This window comes from Mesorhizobium amorphae CCNWGS0123, assembly GCF_001686985.1.
Classification (GTDB): domain Bacteria; phylum Pseudomonadota; class Alphaproteobacteria; order Rhizobiales; family Rhizobiaceae; genus Mesorhizobium; species Mesorhizobium amorphae.
Window position 1 is genome coordinate 4,592,320 of sequence record NZ_CP015318.1, and the last position, 18,914, is coordinate 4,611,233.

19 protein-coding genes are annotated in these 18,914 nt (G+C 63.1%); 11 read left to right on the plus strand and 8 right to left on the minus strand.

The genetic code is table 11. The features are described from left to right. Nucleotides 1-79 precede the first annotated feature (79 nt). The 3 genes from A6B35_RS21710 (at nucleotide 80) to A6B35_RS21720 (ending at nucleotide 5,687) form a co-directional block, all read left to right on the plus strand. A complete protein-coding gene (locus A6B35_RS21710; protein ID WP_006203361.1) occupies nucleotides 80-1,657 on the plus strand; it encodes a trimethylamine methyltransferase family protein in 1,578 nt (525 codons plus the stop codon). Nucleotides 1,658-1,750: 93 nt separating this feature from the next. After that, nucleotides 1,751-4,321, plus strand: a complete 2,571-nt coding sequence (locus A6B35_RS21715; RefSeq protein WP_006203360.1) for a GcvT family protein — start codon at nucleotides 1,751-1,753, stop codon at nucleotides 4,319-4,321. A gap of 10 nt (nucleotides 4,322-4,331) precedes the next feature. Beyond that, entirely contained in the window at nucleotides 4,332-5,687 is a 1,356-nt protein-coding gene (locus A6B35_RS21720) for a M24 family metallopeptidase (protein WP_006203359.1), read from the plus strand. A 2-nt stretch (nucleotides 5,688-5,689) separates the two neighbouring features. Here the strand turns inward: A6B35_RS21720 and A6B35_RS21725 are convergent, their stop codons facing one another. Continuing rightward, the gene (locus A6B35_RS21725; protein WP_006203358.1) at nucleotides 5,690-6,490 is read right to left on the minus strand and encodes a phosphate/phosphite/phosphonate ABC transporter substrate-binding protein; all 801 of its coding nucleotides are present in this window, start codon (nucleotides 6,488-6,490) and stop codon (nucleotides 5,690-5,692) included. 84 nt (nucleotides 6,491-6,574) lie between these two features. Continuing rightward, nucleotides 6,575-7,585, minus strand: a complete 1,011-nt coding sequence (locus tag A6B35_RS21730) for a fatty acid desaturase (protein ID WP_006203357.1) — start codon at nucleotides 7,583-7,585, stop codon at nucleotides 6,575-6,577. A gap of 228 nt (nucleotides 7,586-7,813) precedes the next feature. On the opposite strand from A6B35_RS21730, the gene A6B35_RS21735 reads away from it, so the two are divergent. Both A6B35_RS21735 and bmt read left to right on the plus strand, forming a co-directional pair. After that, entirely contained in the window at nucleotides 7,814-8,656 is an 843-nt protein-coding gene (locus A6B35_RS21735; RefSeq protein ID WP_006203356.1) for a helix-turn-helix domain-containing protein, read from the plus strand. 86 nt (nucleotides 8,657-8,742) lie between these two features. Beyond that, nucleotides 8,743-9,759, plus strand: a complete 1,017-nt coding sequence (gene bmt / locus A6B35_RS21740; protein WP_006203355.1) for a betaine--homocysteine S-methyltransferase — start codon at nucleotides 8,743-8,745, stop codon at nucleotides 9,757-9,759. Between the two features lie 30 nt (nucleotides 9,760-9,789). Here bmt and A6B35_RS36690 read toward each other — a convergent pair whose 3' ends face one another. The 3 genes from A6B35_RS36690 to A6B35_RS21755 all read right to left on the minus strand — a co-directional run bounded on the left by A6B35_RS36690 (nucleotide 9,790) and on the right by A6B35_RS21755 (nucleotide 12,951). Beyond that, complete coding sequence (locus tag A6B35_RS36690; protein WP_120013064.1) at nucleotides 9,790-9,939, minus strand: hypothetical protein; 150 nt, start codon at nucleotides 9,937-9,939, stop codon at nucleotides 9,790-9,792. A gap of 340 nt (nucleotides 9,940-10,279) precedes the next feature. Then, on the minus strand, nucleotides 10,280-12,388 hold the full coding sequence (locus A6B35_RS21750; protein ID WP_006203353.1) for a vWA domain-containing protein: 2,109 nt from the start codon (nucleotides 12,386-12,388) through the stop codon (nucleotides 10,280-10,282). A gap of 2 nt (nucleotides 12,389-12,390) precedes the next feature. Then, nucleotides 12,391-12,951, minus strand: a complete 561-nt coding sequence (locus tag A6B35_RS21755) for an RNA polymerase sigma factor (RefSeq protein ID WP_006203352.1) — start codon at nucleotides 12,949-12,951, stop codon at nucleotides 12,391-12,393. Nucleotides 12,952-13,120: 169 nt separating this feature from the next. Here A6B35_RS21755 and A6B35_RS21760 point away from each other — a divergent pair, with 169 nt between their 5' ends. From A6B35_RS21760 to A6B35_RS21785, 6 genes are all read left to right on the plus strand, one after another. Beyond that, nucleotides 13,121-13,444 carry an ArsR/SmtB family transcription factor gene (locus A6B35_RS21760; RefSeq protein ID WP_006203351.1) on the plus strand — a complete coding sequence of 108 codons (324 nt, stop codon included), beginning with the start codon at nucleotides 13,121-13,123 and terminating at the stop codon, nucleotides 13,442-13,444. Beyond that, the gene (locus tag A6B35_RS21765; protein WP_006203350.1) at nucleotides 13,441-13,851 is read left to right on the plus strand and encodes an SRPBCC family protein; all 411 of its coding nucleotides are present in this window, start codon (nucleotides 13,441-13,443) and stop codon (nucleotides 13,849-13,851) included. Before A6B35_RS21760 ends, A6B35_RS21765 begins: the two co-directional genes overlap by 4 nt. 64 nt (nucleotides 13,852-13,915) lie before the next feature. Next, a complete protein-coding gene (locus A6B35_RS21770; RefSeq protein WP_006203349.1) occupies nucleotides 13,916-14,308 on the plus strand; it encodes a VOC family protein in 393 nt (130 codons plus the stop codon). Nucleotides 14,309-14,342: 34 nt separating this feature from the next. Beyond that, nucleotides 14,343-14,564: a hypothetical protein gene (locus tag A6B35_RS21775; protein WP_006203348.1), complete on the plus strand. Its 222-nt coding sequence runs from the start codon at nucleotides 14,343-14,345 to the stop codon at nucleotides 14,562-14,564. An 8-nt stretch (nucleotides 14,565-14,572) separates the two neighbouring features. Next, on the plus strand, nucleotides 14,573-15,022 hold the full coding sequence (locus tag A6B35_RS21780; RefSeq protein WP_006203346.1) for a DUF1801 domain-containing protein: 450 nt from the start codon (nucleotides 14,573-14,575) through the stop codon (nucleotides 15,020-15,022). Between the two features lie 34 nt (nucleotides 15,023-15,056). Continuing rightward, nucleotides 15,057-15,464, plus strand: a complete 408-nt coding sequence (locus A6B35_RS21785) for a DUF1801 domain-containing protein (protein WP_006203345.1) — start codon at nucleotides 15,057-15,059, stop codon at nucleotides 15,462-15,464. Between the two features lie 14 nt (nucleotides 15,465-15,478). Here the strand turns inward: A6B35_RS21785 and A6B35_RS21790 are convergent, their stop codons facing one another. From A6B35_RS21790 to A6B35_RS21800, 3 genes are all read right to left on the minus strand, one after another. Then, a complete protein-coding gene (locus A6B35_RS21790; RefSeq protein WP_081482194.1) occupies nucleotides 15,479-16,210 on the minus strand; it encodes a dienelactone hydrolase family protein in 732 nt (243 codons plus the stop codon). Between the two features lie 108 nt (nucleotides 16,211-16,318). After that, nucleotides 16,319-16,999, minus strand: a complete 681-nt coding sequence (locus A6B35_RS21795; RefSeq protein WP_006203343.1) for a 4Fe-4S dicluster domain-containing protein — start codon at nucleotides 16,997-16,999, stop codon at nucleotides 16,319-16,321. Between the two features lie 96 nt (nucleotides 17,000-17,095). Next, nucleotides 17,096-18,670 carry a trimethylamine methyltransferase family protein gene (locus A6B35_RS21800; protein ID WP_006203342.1) on the minus strand — a complete coding sequence of 525 codons (1,575 nt, stop codon included), beginning with the start codon at nucleotides 18,668-18,670 and terminating at the stop codon, nucleotides 17,096-17,098. Between the last annotated feature and the right edge of the window lie 244 nt (nucleotides 18,671-18,914).

Sequence of the window (18,914 nt, forward strand, 5' to 3'; positions counted from 1 at the left end):
TAGTGGTCGCCGCCTCCGTACCGGCAGCATTGCCGCCGGTCCATTATGCCGCCCACTTTCGCATTCCATGAGGCCTGTCATGACCGCCGCCCTTCATCCCGCCGAACCGGCACTGGCAACCGACCGCGCCCGTCGCGGCGGCCGCGCGGGAAAGCGCGCCGGCGGCTCGGCCGCGTTCGAGCAGCCGCCCTTTCGTCAGCTCAGAAACCCTCTGACGCCGACCAAGCTGGTCTCCGACGACGAGCTGGAATCGATCCACCTCGCCTCCTTGCGGGTGCTCAGGGAAATCGGCGTCGACGTGCTGCATGACGAAGCAAGACGCATCATGAAGGCCCATGGCGCCGATGTGCGCGAAGGCAGCGAGCGGGTGCGCTTCGACAGCGACATGATCCTCGAGCTGGTTTCGAACTGCCCGTCTGAATTCACCATCCATGCCCGCAACCCCGCGCACAATGTGCGCTTCGGCGGCAACAATCTGATCATCTCGATGATGGCGTCGGCGCCTAACTGCTCCGATATCGATCGCGGCCGCCGGCCCGGCAACCAGGCGGACTACCGCAACTTCCTGCGGCTGACGCAGATGCACAACATCCTGAACTGCACCGGCGGCTACCCGGTCGAACCGATCGACATCCATCCGTCGGTCCGCCACCTCGAATGCATCCGCGACCTCAGCCTGCTTACCGACAAGGTGTTCCACATCTATTCGCTCGGCAAGGAGCGCAATGTCGACGGCATCGAGATCGCCAGGATCGCACGCGGCATCAGCCACGAACAGTTGCTCGAGCAACCGTCGGTCTTCACCATCATCAACACCAATTCGCCGCTCAAGCTCGACGTGCCGATGATGGAAGGCATCATCCAGATGTCGAGCAAGGGCCAGGTCGTCATCGTCACCCCGTTCACGCTCTCCGGCGCGATGGCCCCGGTGACCATCGCCGGCGCGCTGGTGCAGCAGAACGCCGAGGCATTGTCCGGCATCGCCTTCGCGCAGATGGTGAGGAAGGGCGCGCCTGTCGGCTATGGCGGCTTCACCTCCAATGTTGACATGAAGTCCGGCGCGCCGGCCTTCGGCACACCCGAATACATGAAGGCGCAGCTGGTCGGCGGCCAGCTCGCCCGCCGCTACAACATCCCCTACCGCACCTCCAACACCTGCGCCGCCAACACGGTCGACGCGCAGGCCGCCTATGAAAGCGTGTTCTCGCTTTGGGGCGCCATCCAGGGCGGCGGAAATCTGATGATGCATGCGGCCGGCTGGCTCGAAGGCGGCCTGCGCTGCTCCTACGAGAAGACTATCCTCGACATCGACCTGTTGCAGATGGTGGCCGAATTCCTGACCCCGCTCGACCTGTCCGAGGAGGCGCTGGGCTTCGACGCCATTCAGTCGGTCGGCCCGGGCGGCCATTTCTTCGGCACCCAGCATACGCAGGACCGTTACAAGACCGCCTTCTATTCGCCGATCCTTTCCGACTGGCGCAATTTCGAGACCTGGGCGGAAGCTGGATCGCCGACCGCGATCGAGAAGGCAAACAAGGTCTGGAAGGAGCGGCTGGCTTCCTATGAGGAACCTTACATCGACCCGGCGATCCGCGAGGAACTCAACGACTTCGTCGACAAGCGCCGCGCCGAAGGCGGCGCGCCGACCGATTTCTGACCGACAAGTAGCGGCACGTTGACTTCCGTTTCGAGGCGCGCGCATCGCTGACCAATAACCTGATTCAATTTACGCAAAGACGGACCTATCTTCATGAAATCTAACGTTAAAGCGGTTGTCATCGGCGGCGGTGTCGTCGGCTGCTCGGTGCTCTATCACCTGGCCAAGGCCGGCTGGACCGACATCATGCTGATCGAGCGTTCGGAGCTGACCTCCGGCTCGTCCTGGCACGCGGCGGGCGGCTTCCATACGCTGAACGGCGATCCCAACGTCGCCAAGCTGCAGGCCTATACGGTGCAGCTCTACAAGGAGATCGAGGAGATTTCCGGCCAGTCCTGTTCGCTGCACCTCACCGGCGGTGTGATGATGGCCGATACGCCCGAGCGCATGGACTTCCTGCGGCTCGCCCACGCCAAGGGTCGCTATCTCGGCATGGACACCGAACTGATCACACCGTCTGAAGCCAAGGCGATGTTTCCGCTGATGGACGAGAGCAATTTCGTCGGCGCCATGTGGGACCCGGTCGAAGGCCATCTCGATCCCTCCGGCACCACCATCGCCTACTCCAAGGCGGCGAAGAAGCTCGGCGCCGAAATCGTGCTGCGCAACCGCGTTGTCGAACTGACGCAGGAGGTCGACGGCACCTGGAACGTCGTCACCGAGCAAGGCACGGTCAAGGCCGAGCATGTCGTCAATTGCGGCGGCCTGTGGGCGCGCGAGATCGGCCGCATGGTCGGCGTCGAACTGCCGGTCCTGGCCATGGAGCACATGTACCTGCTCACCGAGCCGATGCCGGAGGTCGAGGAATTCAACAAGTCGACCGGCCGCGAGATGATCGGCGTGCTCGACTTCAAGGGCGAGATCTACACCCGCCAGGAACGCAACGGCATCCTGCTCGGCACCTACGAGAAAGCCTGCAAGCCGTGGTCGCCGGTCAACACGCCGTGGGATTTCGGTCACGAGCTGCTGCAGCCCGACATCGACCGCATCGCGCCGTCGCTGGAGATCGGCTTCAAGCATTTCCCCGGCATCGAGAAGGCCGGCATCAAGCAGATCATCAACGGCCCCTTCACCTTCGCGCTCGACGGCAACCCGCTGGTCGGCCCGGTGCAGGGCCTGACCAATTTCTGGTGCGCCTGCGCCGTCATGGCCGGCTTCAGCCAGGGCGGCGGCGTCGGTCTCGCGCTGTCGAACTGGATGGTCCATGGCGATCCCGGCTTCGACGTCTGGGGCATGGATGTCGCGCGCTTCGGCGAATGGGCGAGCCTGCGCTACACCAACGCCAAGGTCCGTGAAAACTATTCGCGCCGCTTCTCGATCCGCTTCCCCAACGAGGAATTGCCGGCCGCTCGACCCGCCCAGACGACACCGCTCTACGACACCATGCTCGCCAACAACGCGGTGATGGGCGACAGCTGGGGCCTGGAGACACCGCTCTGGTTCGCACCGAAGGGCAAGGAGCCGAAGGACATCGTCTCCTTCCACCGCTCGAACGATTTCGGCCCGATCGGCGAGGAAGTGCGCGCCACACGCGAGCGCGTCGGCGTCACCGAGATCGCCAACTTCGCCAAATACGAAGTGTCCGGACCGGCGGCGGAGGAGTTCCTCAACAGGCTGATGACCAACCGCATGCCCAAGATCGGCCGCATCGTGCTGACGCCGATGGTCAACGAATTCGGCAAGCTGATCGGCGACTTCACCATCGCCAAGGCCGGTGAAGACCGCTTCATGATCTGGGGCTCGTCCGCCGCGCAGAAGTACCATATGCGCTGGTTCGAAAAGCATCTGCCGAAGGACGGTTCGGTGCGCATCCACCGCTTCGACCAGACGTTGGTGGGTCTTTCGATCGCCGGACCGAAATCCCGCGACCTTTTGCAGAAGTTGGTCGATGTCGACATCTCGACCAAGGCCTTCCGCTTCATGGATTTCCGCGAGATGGCGGTCGGCGGTGCGCCCTGCATGGTCAACCGCATCACCTATACCGGTGATCTCGGCTACGAAATCTGGATGGCGCCGGCCTATCAGCGCCTGGTCTACAAGGCCATCAAGGACGCCGGCGAGGAATTCGGCCTGGTCGATTTCGGCATGCGCGCGCTCTTGTCGATGCGCCTTGAGAAGAACTTCCCGACCTGGTTCCGCGAGTTGCGGCCGATCTACGGCCCGTTCGAAGGCTCGATGGACCGCTTCATCAAGCTGGAAAAGAACGACTTCATCGGCCGCGAGGCATCGGCGAAGGAGCACGCCGAAGGACCAAAACTGCGCCGCGTTTCCTTCATCGTCGACGCGGCGGACGCCGACGTCATGGGCGACGAACCGATCTGGGCCAAGGTCAGCAAGGATTACGGCACGGTGGAAAAGCCGCATGGCTACGGCGCGCCACGCTTCGACACATCAGGCACGGAAGTGCGCGGCTCGAAGGCCGCCGAAGGCGCTTCGGCGGTGCGCGGCATCGTCGACGGCGACTGGCGCGTGGTCGGCTGGGTCACGTCGGGCGGCTATGCGCACTATGTGCAGAAGTCGATGGCGCAAGGCTACGTTCCGGCAGCGCTGTCCGAGGATGAAAGCGCCGGCCTGTTCGAGATCGAGATCCTCGGCCACCGTCGCCCAGCCCGCATCAATGTCGAAGCTCCCTTCGATCCGAGCGGCGAGAAGATGCGGACCTGAGGTTTCGACCATGGACAGCGCGGCGCCAAAGGGCAGCTTCGGCCGGCATCGCAAGATCATGCCGTTCGAGCCCGGCTCGATCGAGGCGCTGCGCGAGGACTCGCGCCAGAAGGCGGCTTCGCTCAACCAGCATGTTCTTGGCTACGGCGCGATTGCCGAAGACGAGTGGGCAGCGGCAGGCATTGCCGCGCCCGATCTGCCGGCGATGCGCAAATACCGACTCGAGCGCATCCGCGCCGAGCTGAAGCGTCGTGGCTATGCCGGCGCCCTGCTCTACGATCCCGTCAACATCCGCTACGCGACCGACTCGACCAACATGCAGCTCTGGGTCGCGCACAATCCGACCCGCCACTGCTTCGTCGCCACCGAAGGCCCGGTCGTGCTGTTCGACTATTTTTCCTGCGAGCACCTGTCCGACCATTCGGGCGTCGTCGACGAAGTACGCCCGGCCGTGTCATGGATGTATCTCTACAGCGGTGAACTGACGGAGCTGAAAGTGCGCCGCTGGGCCGCCGGCATCGCCGATCTGGTCAGGGAACATGGCGGCGGCAACAGCCGCATCGCGGTCGACCACATCAATCCGGAAGGCGTCGAGGAACTTGCCCGCCTTGGCATCTCCATCGGCAATGGTGAAGCCGTGATGGAGAATGCGCGGCTGATAAAATCATCAGACGAGATCCTCGCCATGCGCCGCGCCATCGTCGCCTGCGAGGCGGCAATGGGCGAGATGGAGCACGCGCTGAAGCCTGGCATTTCCGAAAACGAACTATGGGCCGAACTGCACCGCGGCAATATCGCGCGCGGCGGTGAATGGATCGAGACCCGGCTGCTGTCATCAGGTCCCCGCACCAATCCCTGGTTCCAGGAATGCTCGTCGCGTGTCATCGAAGCGGGAGACCTGGTCGCCTTCGACACCGACCTGATCGGCCCTTACGGCTTCTGCGCCGACCTGTCGCGCACCTGGCTTTGCGGCGACGGGCGGCCGACGAACGAGCAACGCGATCTCTACCGCATCGCCGCAGACCAGATTGCCCACAACACCGCGCTGATGCGGCCGGGCACGTCCTTCCGCGACCTTGTCGTACGCTCCGCGGTACCGCCTGGCGATTGCTTTCCGACCCGCTACGGCGTGCTCTATCACGGCGTCGGTCTGGCCGACGAGTATCCGACGCTGCCGCATGCGAGCGACTGGACGGCGGATACGCCGGACGGCGTGATCGAACCTGGTATGGTGCTTTGCGTCGAAAGCTATATAGGCCGGCTGGGCGGGCACGAGGGCGTCAAGATCGAGGAGCAGATCCTGATCACCGAGACCGGCAACGAGCAGCTGTCGACCTACCCGCTCGACGAGCGGCTGCTGGGCTGAGCCTATCGGAGACCCGCGACGGCTTCCCGCAAGGCGGCCACCGTCTTCTCCGGCGTCGTCCTGGCGGTGATCAACGGCAGGCCCTTGCGCCGGCCCGTCCAGCCGACGACCTTCACGTGCCGCGCCGCCGGCTCGAAGCGCTGCGCCAGCGCCCAGCTCTCACAGTCGATGGCCGCAACATCCGCCTTGCCCTCGGCGATGGCGACGATCGAGGACCGGTGGCCGCCGCTCAGGCTGCGCGATGCAAAGAGGTCGAGGCTTTCGCCCATCGCTTCAAGATCGCGCTTCAATCCGAGGAAGCCCGACATGGAACCCGTGTCGTTGAAGGTGAAGCGCTTGCCGCGCAGGAGATCGAGCGGGATCAGCGGAGCGCCGTCATCCGGCGACGCAACCGATGGGCCGCCATCCGCCGGCATCACCAGCGCGCTTGAATAGAGTTCGCCCTGCCCGCCTTCATAGGCATCGTAGCTCGGCTGGGCGACCACCTGCACGTGTTCGGCGAGTCCAAGCTCCATCGGCCCCCAGCAGGTCTGCCCGAAGAGCAGCGCCGGGTGCAGCCAGAGCTTGTGAAGGTCCAGTTCGTCCGGCGGCAGCGTCGCCGGATCGGGCGCGATGACCATGCCGTCGCCGTCACGAATGCCGCCCGGCACCGGCGGCAGATCGCCATTGGCACGCGCGATCGTCTCCGGCGCATCGATCCCTCGCTGCCGGAAGGCGTCCCGCAGCCGCGCCCATCGGGCATCGACCTCGCTCCGCATTTCGGGCCAGTCATACATCGGCAACGCCGCAACGAATTCGCTCATGCCGGGATTGGACCGCTATTGTTGGAAACTGACAAGATCATGGACGCCAAGCGCCCGGCTATCCCGCCGGCAATGCCGCAGAAATCATTCCTTCGGCGGCTCGGCGGGAACCGGCGCACTGCCAAGCCCCGAGAGGCTGCGCGCCCTGACGCGTGGCTTGAACGCCCGGCCCGGCTCCGGCGCGCGCCGCAGCACCGGGTGGACGATCGGCTCCTTGGCCTTGAAGGCATAGGCCTTGAGCAGGGCGAAATAGTTCGGATAGGCATAGCCATTGTTCATCCGCAGCCACTCGTCGCGACGGTCGCGGAACAGCTTCGGCAGCCGGTACCAGGCCACTGTCGGGCTCTTGTGGTGGACGAAATGCAGATTGTTGTTGAGGAACAGGAAGGACAGCGGCGAGCGCTCGACGATCACCGTGCGGCCCTCGGGATGTTCCGACCACTGGTGTTCGGCATAGGTGCGGATCGAAATCAGCGACTGGCCGAGCCACACCGGCACCAGAATGTAGAGCCAGATCGGAATGCCGAAGCCGAACTGGACAACCGGCAACACCACGGCGAGGCCGATTGCGTGCAGCAGCCAGGCCTTGCGGATCGCCTTGTCGCCGGCGGCGATCTGCTTGGCATCGTCGATGAAGAAGCCGATGCAGGACAGCCAGGGACCGAGGAAGAAGCGGCCAACCATGGTGTTGTTGATCTTCAGCAGGAATTTCATCGCCGGCGGCAAGTCGTCGTGGTGCCAGAGCGCCTTATAATAGCTTTCGGGATCGTCGAGCGGATCGGTCAGCCGCTCGTCCGCGTGATGCCGCAGATGAATGGTCTTGAACCGGCGGAACGGCCAGACAAGGCCGATCGGCAGGAAGACGAAGGCTTCGTTGATCCGTGCGTTGCGGGTCGGATGACCGTGCAGCACTTCGTGCATAATCGATGATTGCAGAGCGGCGGTAAAAGCCAGGATGGCGAGGGCAAGGATCGGATAGGAGGGCCAGACAAGGAAGCCGGCCACGAGCCAGACGCCGTAACAGAAAAGGGTGAGAAACACGGTCGGCCATTCGATGGCCGGTGTACTGCTGCGTCTCTTGCCTATGCTCGTCATGCTATCGACCACTGCCTTTCAGTCGCCGGAACCCCTCTGATTCCTGACAGCATTGTGTCAGGAGTGTCGGGTTGCAGCAACGCGACAATGCGCACAAACTGTTGAGACTGCGCATTTTCAGCCGCACATGTTATATATTGTAAACAGCCATAGGGATTCATTTACGCCTGAACCGCGATCCCGGCGGCCACAGAGCAAATTTTTCCTCCCTCATACTGGAGCGAAACTATGGACAAACGTGACCTGTCGACGATCTTCCGCGAGCGCCTGAAAATGCTCTTGACACGGTCGGATCTGAACCAGTCGGCCTTCGCAACCGCGGTCGGCATCGACCGTTCGGCGCTATCGCAGCTCCTCTCAGGCGCCTCGACCCGCCTGCCCCGTGCCGAAACGCTGCTCAACATTGCCGCCGAATTCAAAGTGTCGCTGGACTGGCTGCTGGGCTTGAGCCAGGACGAGGGCGTCACCGGCGAAATCCGCGAGAGCCTCGAGATCGAGGAAGCCCCCGACGGCTTCGACCGCACGCTGCTTGCCAAATGGCATGCCGAGGCCGCGGGCACCAAGATACGCTACGTGCCGGCCGGCATTCCGGACCTTCTGCGCACCGAAGCGCTGGTCGACTACGAGGCCGGCATCACCAACAAGAGCCGCGAGGCGCAGGCCGGCGAGACACAGTACCGCATCGACTACAACCGGCGGCCGGAGACCGACATGGAAGTCTGCATGCCTCGCCACACGCTGGAGATCTTTGCGCGCGGCCTTGGTGTGTGGGATCGTTTCCCCGAGACGGACCGCCGCCAGCAGCTCCTGCACATGGCGACGCTGCTCGACGACCTCTACCCGACATTCCGCCTGTTCCTCTATGACGGGCGCATGCGCTATTCGATCCCCTACACCATTTTTGGACCCTATCGCGCCGCCATCTATGTCGGCGACATGTATCTGGTGCTGAACGCGACGCAGCCGATCCGTACCTTGACCAGCCATTTCGACAATCTGATCCGCGCCGCCGACATCAACGCCCATGAATCGGCTGCCTTCGCGCAAAGGCTGGCCGATATGCGATTTTGATGCGTGTCTACCCCGGTTTTCATTGACGTCATATAAAGAGTTCTTTATATCGTTATCTCAATAAATCCTGGAAGGCGTATGCCATCATGACCAATCCGATCGAAGCGCTGCTTGCCGAGAAAGGCGTTCTGCTCGCCGATGGCGCCACCGGCACCAATCTGTTCGCGATGGGGCTCGAGGCCGGCGAAGCGCCGGAACTGCTGAACGAGACCGCGCCCGCCACCATCACCAGCCTGCACCAGAACTTTGTCGATGCCGGCGCCGACATCATCCTGACCAATTCCTTCGGCGGCACCCGCCACAGGCTGAAGCTGCACCATGCGCAGGACCGCGTGCATGCGCTGAACAAGCGCGCCGCCGAGATCGCCTGCGCGGTGGCCGACAAGGCCGGCCGCAAGGTGATCGTCGCCGGCTCGGTCGGCCCGACCGGCGAACTTCTGGTGCCGCTCGGCGCCATGACCTATGACGAGGCGGTCGACGCCTTTGCCGAACAGATCGAAGGTCTCAAGGACGGCGGCGCCGAAGTCGCCTGGATCGAGACCATGTCGGCGCCGGACGAGATCCGCGCCGCCGCCGAAGCGGCGATCCGCGTCGGCCTGCCCTACACCTATACCGGCTCTTTCGACACCGCCGGCCGCACCATGATGGGCCTGCTGCCGAAGGACATCCACGGCGTCGTCGACGGCTTGTCCACAGCCCCGCTCGGCGTTGGCGCCAATTGCGGCGTCGGCGCGTCCGATATCCTCGCTTCGCTGCTCGACATGACCGACGCGAAGCCGGAGGCGACGGTGATCGTCAAGGGCAATTGTGGCATTCCGGAATTCCGCGGCACCGAGATCCACTATTCCGGCACGCCGGAGCTGATGGCCGACTATGTCCGGCTCGCCGTCGATGCCGGCGCAAGGATCGTCGGCGGCTGTTGCGGCACCTCGTTCCAGCATCTTGCCGCCATGCGCAAGGCGCTCGACGCACACACCAAAGAAGGCCGGCCGACCGTCGAAACGATCGTCGAGCGCATTGGCCCGATGCGCAACAAGGTGGCGACCGCAAACACCGCCGAGACCAGCGAAGCCCGCCGCGAACGGCGTCGCGGCCGGGCCTGATCCGATCGGCCTGACTGTTCGCTGTTTCGGCTATTCGCTGTTTTCGGCGTAGCTCGACTGAGCCGACTTGAAATCCGTACCGGCCGCATCGCTGCGCATCGTCATCAGGGCTCCCGACGACTGTGGGTCGCTGATCTGCTCCAGCATGACCCGGAAACGGTCATTGTTCAGTGCCGACATTGCGGTGTTCCTGGCGGCGGCGACATCATCGCTGATGCGTCTGAGTTCCGGCGAAGGCGCTTGCGAAGCGGTCGACTGAACGTCCCGTGCAGCCGGCATTGAAGTCGCAATGTCTCTGATCAGCAATTCCGGCCCCCACAAGCCCGTACATTAGCCCTGCATAACAAGAGGGAATTGCGATCCTGTTCCGGAAATGCCGCGCAATTTAACGATTGCCGGCAGCGCCAGTCGAAAAAAAGGCCGGCAAGGGAAGAACCCTCGCCGGCCTGCCTCACCCGCCCGTAGGCCGGCTCCCCCTATCAGAACGATCCCGTCTGAATGGAACCGGCCCTCATTGCCACTACCGGTTACCGCCCAGCGCCGAGGCAAGGCGCACAAGCGACAGGAATTCCGACCTGTACCCAAACGGGTCGGCTCCTCGGGCGGCGGTGGCAATCTCGATGATCTTGTCGTAACCGAACTTCGCGGTCGCATCCTCGTCGCGCAACTTCTGGCCGAAGGCTGCGACAGCGACGGAGAAGCGCTGGTCGGTGCCGGCCTGGTCGAAGGACGCGACCTCATTGGCCGAGGTGACCGGCGTCGTGATCAGCTTCGAAACGTCCTCATTGGGCAGTTTGTAGCGGATTTTGACGAAGGCATATTCGTCCGCATTGGCGACGCCGCCATTGTTCACCGTTGCCTGGCCATAGCGCAGCGGGTCGATCTGCTCGCCGCCACTCCCTTTCGGCGTGATCTCGTAGATCGCCGTCACCGAATGTCCGGAACCGATGTCGCCCGCATCGACGCGATCGTTGTTGAAGTCCTCGCGATTGAGCGCGCGGGTTTCATAGCCGATCAGCCGGTACTCCGAGACCTTGTTCGGATTGAACTCGACCTGGATCTTCACGTCCTTGGCGATGGTGAACAGCGTCGAGGACGCGTCTTCGACCAGGACCTTCTCGGCCTCGGCGAGCGTATCGATATAGGCGGCGGTGCCGTTGCCGTTCTGGGCGATGGTCTGCATCATCTGATCGTTCAAATTGCCGCGACCGAAGCCGAACACCGACAGGAAGACGCCGGTCTTGCGCTCCTGCTCGATCAATCGCTTCAGGTCGTCGTCATCTGTCTGCCCGACATTGAAGTCGCCGTCTGTGGCGAGCATCACACGGTTGACGCCGTCCTTGACGAAGGATTTCTGCGCCAGCCTGTAGGCTTCCTTGATACCCGCCTCACCGGCTGTGCTGCCGCCGGGCGTCAAGGTGTCGATGGCATGGAGGATCTTGTCCTTCTCGGTAGCCTTGGTCGGCTCCAGGACGGTGCCGGCATCACCGGCATAGGTGACGATCGAGACGGTGTCGTCAGGCTTCAGCTTGCTGACCAGCAGGCGGAAGGCCGACTGCAAGAGCGGCAGCTTGTCCTGTTCGTTCATAGAGCCCGACACGTCGATCAGGAACACCAGATTGGCCTTTGGCTGCTCGACCGACTTGACGTCAAAGCCCTTGATGGCGACGTGCATCAGCTTGGTGTGCTCGTTCCACGGGGTTGGCATGACGCTGACGGTCGAGTTGAACGGAGTCGATGCGGAGTCCGGCCCCTTCCAATCATAGGGGAAGTAGTTGACCATCTCCTCGACCCGGACCGTATCGGCTTGCGGCAGATAACCTTCCTTCAGCGAGCGCCGCACGAAAGAATAGGAGGCGGTGTCGACGTCGATCGAGAAGGTCGAAACCGGATCCTCGAGTGCGGCATGCACCGGATTGCTCTTGAAGCCCTCGACACGATCGTTGTTTTCCGGTTGCGGCAGCAACTGATCCACGGGCGCGGTCGACGGCTGCACCATCAACTTGGACTCGGCTGTCGTGCCAGGGATGCGGCCCCGCGCGGCATCCGCCGGGGCCGAGGCGCCACCATCGAGGGCAACCACGCCGTTGGCCGTCGGCGCAGGCGCCGGCTCGGTGCGCTGAAGCGCGTCCTGCCGCACCAGGCCACCCACTTCCTGCGCTTCGGATTTCGGCTGCGAAGCCGGCGCGCCCAGCTCTTCCGCAGCGTCGCGGCTTTCGCTGTCGGTGTCTTTCTTCAGCTTGTCGGCCTCGGCAGGCACCGGCTTCACCGTCGCCGGCCCGTTGGTCGCCGGCTTGTCGGCCAGCGTCTCCGTGATCTTCTCGTCGCCGGCGAATGTCGACGGCTGTTCCCTCAGCATGTGGAAGGTGGCGTATCCGGCGATCGGCAGGGCGACGAGCCCGGCAAGGGCCGGCGTGGCGATGAGTTTCTTTTGCATGATCTCTCTCCAGAGCTTTTGTGCTCGCTCTGTGAGACGAAGCCCGCCAACCGATCCTTGGGCGGCGGCAAAAGTTTTTTCTTCCAAATCATAGGCGCGCATGGCGGCCGCGAAGGCACGCGCCTTGGCGTCCTCGCCGGGTGCCGGTGCTGCGATGTCGCGCAGCCTCTCGAGTTCGTTGTCGTCGACCATGGTCACACTTCCCCGGCTGAACGCATCAAGATCTTCAGCCGTTTCTTCGCTTCATGGATATGCCAGGAAACCGTCGTCTCCGAGATCGCCATCGCCTCGGCGGCGGCCGCGTGGCTCAAGCCTTCGCCATAGACCAGAAGCACCGCGTCGCGCTGCTTGTCCGGCAGCTTGCGCACCGCTACCCACAGCGCCTCGGCCGGATCCTCCGGATCGTCTTCGGCCTCGCCCGAGATCAGCGCGTGCACGCCATAGGCTTCGGTCTTTGCGGTGTCGCGGGCGGTCTTGCGCATCATGTCACGCGCCGCGTTCAGCGTCATGGTGTAGAGCCATGTCGTGAAGGCGCCGCGGCCATGATAGTCGCGGATCGCGCGGCCGAGCCTGACACAGACTTCCTGGGCGATATCCTCGGCGTCGGCCTTCCTGCCGCACCAGCGATAGGCGGCGCGATAGACGAAGCCGTAGTGCCTTTCGAGCAATTTGCCGAAGGCACCCCTGTCTCCGCCCTTCGCCCGCCCGATCAATTCGGCGTCGGAGGCTTCGCTTTCGTCGAGCATCATCGCCATCATTTGCCTGTTGGACGCAGGCTAATGGCGATTCCTTGGGGTGATGGAAAGATTTTTTTCGGAAACGGTCGGGTCGTGTCCCTGACCAGCCCAGAACCCGTTCCCGCTTGACATATCCATATCCCGACAGTTATACGTCAATCAATAGCCAGCAGGTTATCGATCACAGATGCCGAACGCTCATGATGTCCTCTTCAGAACCCTGGCCGATCCGACCCGGCGCGCTATCTTCGAGCGCCTGTGCCGGGAAGGAGAGCAGACTGTCGGCGCACTGACGTCTCAATCCGGAGTCTCGCAACCAGCCGTCTCAAAGCATCTCGGCCTTCTGAGGCAGGCCGGGCTGGTGCGCGACCGCCATGAAGGACGACAGACCCATTATAGCGCCCAGCTCGGCGCGCTTTCGCCGCTGATCGACTGGACAAGCCAGATGGCCGGGTTCTGGGAAACCCGGTTCGACGAACTCGAAGACCTGCTTAAAAGAATGGACCAATGACCAATACTGCGACCGAAACCCGCGCCGTCATTGTCGAACGTGAAATCCCTTTTCCGCCGGAAAAGATCTGGCGCGCGCTCACCCAACCGCACCTGATCGGGGAGTGGCTCATGAAGAACAACTTCAAGCCGGTCGTGGACCATCGTTTCAGTCTTAGCGCGGACTGGGGCGCCGTCGACTGCCAGGTCCAGACAGTCGAGCCCAACAAGACGCTGTCCTACACGTGGGACACCAAGGATCTCGAGAGCGTGGTCACCTGGACGCTCACGCCTACGAGCGCTGGGACCCATTTGCGCATGGAGCAGACGGGCTTCCGGGCGGATCAACGGCCATATTACCAGGGCGCCACGGTCGGGTGGCAACGATTCCTTACCGCCCTTGAGCAGGTCCTGGCGCGGATAGACTGAATTCAAAGCACACACCGTGTTCACAGAGCGGTACACCGCTGACGAGACCAATGGAGGAGATACGATGAAGATCAAGCTGACCAGCGTCTACGTGGACGACCAGGAAAAAGCCCTGGGCTTCTACACCGACGTGCTGGGCTTCACCAAGAAGGCCGATTTCAGCAACGGGCCGTATCGCTGGCTGACCGTGGCTTCACCTGACGAGCCTGAAGGAACCGAGCTGCAGCTGGCGCTCAACGACAATCCGGCGGCCAAGGCCTACCAGCAGGCCATATTCAAGCAGGGCCAGCCCGCGCTGATGTTCTTCACCGACGACGTCAAGGGCGACTATGAGCGCATCAAGGGGCGCGGCGCCGGTTTCGCCATGCCGCCTACCGAAGTGACCGGCTCGACCATCGCCCAGTTGAACGACACCTGCGGCAACCTCGTCCAGATCACTCAGCTGGCGCGCTGGTAGGGCGGCCCGACATTCGTTTTTAGAGGAGGTCGCATTGAACTTTAGCAAGTGGATTCGCCAGATTCACCGTTGGCTGTCGATCATCTTTACGCTGACCGTCATCGCCAACTTCGTCGCCATGGGATTGGGGGAGCCTCCCGCCTGGGTGGTCTATTCGCCGCTCCTGCCGCTCTTCCTGCTGCTGTTTTCCGGCCTGTACATGTTCGTGTTGCCATATGTCGCCCGGTCGACTGACGAGCAACGCGCGGGCGGATAGGAGGCACGATGGCCAAGGCACACCGGAAATCGACGTCCCCCGAGCAGGTCGGCACGAAGCCGGCCCTGCTTTCGGGAGGCAATCCGCAGATCGCGAAGGCCTATGGCGACGCCCCGGTGCAGGCCTACATCGCAGCCATGCCGGGCTGGAAGAGCGACGTCGGGCGCCGCCTCGACGCGCTCATCGAGCGCACCGTGCCGGTCGTGCACAAGGCAGTCAAATGGAACTCGCCGCTCTATGGCATCGAGGGCCAGGGCTGGTTCCTCGGCATCCATTGCTTCACGAAATACGTCAAAGTGGCTTTCTTCCGCGGCGCGTCACTGCATCCCGTCCCGCCTGGCGCTTCCAAGACCAAGGAAACGCGCTACCTCGACATCCACGTGGACGACGAGCTCGACGAAGCCCAGTTCGCCGCTTGGGTGAAGCAAGCCAGCCAATTGCCCGGCGAACGAATGTGAGCGGCGCTACAACAAAGGAGGAATCGACGACACCATGAAGAAGAGCGGCTCGACGGAAGGAACCAGTGGGAAGTCTCCCTCTCAGCTCATCGATGCGAGAATCGAGGAGCTGGGTGATTGGCGCGGCGAGATGCTTGCCAGGCTGCGAGCGCTCATCAAGCAGGCCGACCCCGAAGTGGTCGAGGAATGGAAATGGCGCGGCGTTCCGGTGTGGGAACATGCCGGCATCATCTGCACCGGCGAGACCTACAAGGCTGTCGTCAAGATGACCTTTGCCAAGGGCGCGGCGCTGGAAGACCCATCCGGTCTCTTCAACTCCAGCCTCGAAGGCAACACCAGGCGCGCCATCGACTTCCATGAAGGCGAGACGATCAACGAGGAAGCCCTAAAGGCGCTCATCCGCGCCGCCGTGGCCTTGAACACGTCGGTGCGACGTCGATGAAACGGGCTGCGCGGCTACCCTAAAGATTCCGCAAACAGTGTGATCAACCGCTTCCAATGGCGCTCGGCGCCGGCAGCGTCATAGACGCTGTGGTCCGGCACGCACCAGCCATGCCCCATGCCGACATAGTTCTCGATGACATGGTCGACTTCAGCCACCCGCAATGCCTCGGCCAGTCGCGCCGACTGTTCCGGCGGGAAGCTGCGGTCGATACCCGATGTGCCGACATAGACACGCGCCTTGATCGACGCCGCCTTGCGATGCGGGCTATCGGGAGCATCGCTGGCCAGATTGCCGCCATGGAAACTGGCCGCGGCAACGATGCGATCGGGATAGGTCGCCGCAGCATTCAGCGCCCGCGCGCCGCCCATGCAATAGCCGACGACACCAACCGGCCCGGCGACACCTTCAGCAACCAGCGCATCGAGGAAGGCGCTGCCGTCGCGAATGGTCATGTCCTGCGTCGTGCCGCCGCTCAAGGCCGACAGCCCAGCCTTGCTCTTTTCCTCGGCAAAGGCCGTCTTGGGATCGAACGGGCCATAGGGCACGTTGCGATAGAAGAGATCGGGCACCAGCACGGCATAGCCATTTCCGGCGAGGCGCTCGGCCATCTGGTCGAGCGCCGGACGCGGGCCGAAAACATCCATGTAGAGGATGACGCCAGCCTTGGCTGTGGCCGCCGGACGAAACAGCCCCGCTCTGGCCGAGCCGTCCTGCGTCTTGATCTCAATTTCCTGCTTCGCCATCACGCGCTCCATTGCCTTTGCTGCGCGATAGATATCCGCGCAGGCTTGCACGGCAAGTCATAAGCTGGCCGTGCCATTCAAGATTTCGTGCGGCATGGGGGAACTGAACTAGAGGCCAGCGAAACTTGCCATGTGAAAGGCCTGAACCTCCGGAGGGTAACGATAGGCCGTGCCGTAGGGACAGGCATTGCGGTCGAGGCAACCACCCGTCCGACACGGCGCGCCATTCGCGCCCCGCACATGTGCAAGACAAGCCTGATAGGCAAAGCCATCCAGGGAATAGGCGTCGACCGGACAGGATTTCAGGCAAGGCTTTTCGACACATGCGTCGCAAAGGTGAATCGCTTCCTGAATTTCCGGAAACGCGATCCCATCCTCGAACAACAGCGCGCCGCGATAGGCATGCCATAGCCCGTAGCGCGGATGCATGAGGATGCCGAGAGGCGACGGCTTTAGCTTCTCCGCCCGCATCGCCCATTGCTGGAACGGCAGATAGGGCCGGTCGGAAGGCGAGACGGCACGCGCGCCAAAATCTTTCGCGACCGCGCCAATCACCTCGCGCGCCCAGGTGTCGAGCGGGTTGGCCATGGTCTGCGGTTGCCTCTCGCGCCAGCGCAGGAAATGCGGCCACGGCGCAGCACCCGCCTGCCCCACCAGGAGGGCAGATTTGGCCGACAGGCCTGTCGGACCGGAAGGGGCCTCCTCGTCATCGGCGAAAATGAAGCCGCCGCGCAAGACCAGGCCGTTATGCGCCAGCGCCGATACGATGCTTTCGATCGCGTCCCGCAAACATCATCCCTTCTTGTCCGGATCGGAGAAGGCGCTCCGCCAGACTTCCTTGTGGATGATGTTGGCGACTTTAGCCCCGCCTGACTCGGGCTCCTTTCAAGTGAAGGCGTCGGGCATCGACCCCTTCTTCCTTGCGATGAAGTCCTTCAGCCCGTCATCGATGCCCTGATCGAGATGCGGCGCTTCATAGGTCTCCAGCCAGCGGCGGGCGAGTTCGTTGGCGCGCTGCGGCGCCGTCTTCTGGCCCTCGGCCAGCCACTGTTCGTAGGAATTGTTGTCGGCAATGCTGGAGCGGTAGAAGGCGGTCTGGAAATTGGCCTGCGTGTGGTCGCAGCCGAGATAGTGGCTACCCGGACCGACCTGGCGGATGGCGTCCATCGCCTGGCCGTTCTCGGACAGGTCGACGCCCTCGGAAAACTTCTGCGTCATGCCGAGCTGGTCGATATCCATCATGAACTTTTCGTAGCAGGAGGCGAGCCCGCCTTCGAGCCAGCCGGCCGAATGCAGCACGAAATTGGTGCCGGCAAGGATGGTCGAATTCAGCGTGTTGGCGCTTTCATAGGCGGCCTGCGCATCCGGGATCTTCGAGGCGCAGAGCGAACCGCCGGTGCGGAACGGCAGGCCGAGCCGGCGCGCCAACTGTGCAGCGCCATAGGACACCAGCGATGGTTCCGGCGTGCCGAAGGTCGGCGCGCCCGACTGCATCGAGATCGACGAGGCGAAGGTGCCGAACAGCACCGGCGCGCCGGGACGGATCAACTGCGTGAACGAAGCGCCGGCCAGCACCTCGGCCAGCACCTGCGTCAGCGTGCCGGCGACCGTAACCGGGCTCATCGCGCCGGCCAGGATGAAGGGCGTGACGATGCAGGCCTGGTTGTGACGCGAATAGACTTTCAGCGCGCCGAGCATCGTCTCGTCGAACACCATCGGCGAGTTGGCATTGATCAGGCTGGTCAGCACCGTGTTGTTCTCGACGAAATCGTCGCCGAACACGATCTTGGCCATGGCAACCGTATCTTCGGCCCGCTCCGGCGCCGTCACCGAGCCCATGAACGGTTTGTCCGAGTAGCGGATGTGGCTGTAGACCATGTCGAGATGGCGCTTGTTGACCGGCACGTCGACCGGCTCGCACACCGTGCCGCCCGAATGGTGGATCGAGGGCGCCATATAGGCGAGCTTCACGAAATTCTGGAAATCCTCGATCGTCGCGTAGCGGCGGTTGCCGTCGAGATCGCGCACGAAGGGCGGCCCGTAGACCGGCGCGAAGACGGTGGCGTTGCCGCCGATCTGCACCGAGCGCTCGGGGTTGCGGGCATGCTGGGTGTAGATCGACGGCGCGGTCTTGAGCAGCGAGCGGCAGAGCCCCTTGGGGAAATGCACGCGCTCGCCCTTGACGTCGGCGCCGGCCTCTTTCCAGAGCTGCAGCGCTTCGGCGTCATCGCGAAAAATGATGCCGATTTCTTCCAGCACCGTGTCGGTGTTCTTCTCGATCAGCGCCAGGCCTTCCTCGTCCAGCACCTCATAGATTTTGATCTTGCGCTTGATGTAGGTGAGCTGGGTGCCTGGGCCGCCGCCCGAGCGCGCCGCCCGCCGGGCAGCCGCTCCGCCGCTGGCGCCACGCCCGCGCCGCGCGTTTGACGCTTCCTGGTCGACTGCCGCGTGTTCGCTCATGGTGGTTCTTCCCTAAATCTGTTCTTGTCTGAAATCCGCTGCGGCCGCATCTTGCCGCTCCTGCCCGGATCGTAGCCATGCACCCTATTCGAAACGGCCAGCCAGCGCCAACGCCTGTCGCAAAATCGACAAGAATTCCAATAGATTTGCGGTCGCTTTCCTTTTGCGGGAAGTCGCAAATCAGCTATGGATACCCGCCCCTAGCGGGTTAGGTATGGACGCAAATATGTTGTGCCTTGCGACG

What these genes read in the sequence shown, in the direction of transcription:
- A6B35_RS21710 (WP_006203361.1), top strand. Translation starts at nt 80, where the DNA reads ATGACCGCCGCCCTTCATCCCGCCGAACCGGCACTGGCAACCGACCGC.
- A6B35_RS21715 (WP_006203360.1), top strand. Translation starts at nt 1,751, where the DNA reads ATGAAATCTAACGTTAAAGCGGTTGTCATCGGCGGCGGTGTCGTCGGC.
- A6B35_RS21720 (WP_006203359.1), top strand. Translation starts at nt 4,332, where the DNA reads ATGGACAGCGCGGCGCCAAAGGGCAGCTTCGGCCGGCATCGCAAGATC.
- A6B35_RS21725 (WP_006203358.1), bottom strand. Translation starts at nt 6,490, where the DNA reads ATGAGCGAATTCGTTGCGGCGTTGCCGATGTATGACTGGCCCGAAATG.
- A6B35_RS21730 (WP_006203357.1), bottom strand. Translation starts at nt 7,585, where the DNA reads ATGACGAGCATAGGCAAGAGACGCAGCAGTACACCGGCCATCGAATGG.
- A6B35_RS21735 (WP_006203356.1), top strand. Translation starts at nt 7,814, where the DNA reads ATGGACAAACGTGACCTGTCGACGATCTTCCGCGAGCGCCTGAAAATG.
- bmt (WP_006203355.1), top strand. Translation starts at nt 8,743, where the DNA reads ATGACCAATCCGATCGAAGCGCTGCTTGCCGAGAAAGGCGTTCTGCTC.
- A6B35_RS36690 (WP_120013064.1), bottom strand. Translation starts at nt 9,939, where the DNA reads ATGTCGGCACTGAACAATGACCGTTTCCGGGTCATGCTGGAGCAGATC.
- A6B35_RS21750 (WP_006203353.1), bottom strand. Translation starts at nt 12,388, where the DNA reads ATGGTCGACGACAACGAACTCGAGAGGCTGCGCGACATCGCAGCACCG.
- A6B35_RS21755 (WP_006203352.1), bottom strand. Translation starts at nt 12,951, where the DNA reads ATGGCGATGATGCTCGACGAAAGCGAAGCCTCCGACGCCGAATTGATC.
- A6B35_RS21760 (WP_006203351.1), top strand. Translation starts at nt 13,121, where the DNA reads ATGCCGAACGCTCATGATGTCCTCTTCAGAACCCTGGCCGATCCGACC.
- A6B35_RS21765 (WP_006203350.1), top strand. Translation starts at nt 13,441, where the DNA reads ATGACCAATACTGCGACCGAAACCCGCGCCGTCATTGTCGAACGTGAA.
- A6B35_RS21770 (WP_006203349.1), top strand. Translation starts at nt 13,916, where the DNA reads ATGAAGATCAAGCTGACCAGCGTCTACGTGGACGACCAGGAAAAAGCC.
- A6B35_RS21780 (WP_006203346.1), top strand. Translation starts at nt 14,573, where the DNA reads ATGGCCAAGGCACACCGGAAATCGACGTCCCCCGAGCAGGTCGGCACG.
- A6B35_RS21785 (WP_006203345.1), top strand. Translation starts at nt 15,057, where the DNA reads ATGAAGAAGAGCGGCTCGACGGAAGGAACCAGTGGGAAGTCTCCCTCT.
- A6B35_RS21790 (WP_081482194.1), bottom strand. Translation starts at nt 16,210, where the DNA reads ATGGCGAAGCAGGAAATTGAGATCAAGACGCAGGACGGCTCGGCCAGA.
- A6B35_RS21800 (WP_006203342.1), bottom strand. Translation starts at nt 18,670, where the DNA reads ATGAGCGAACACGCGGCAGTCGACCAGGAAGCGTCAAACGCGCGGCGC.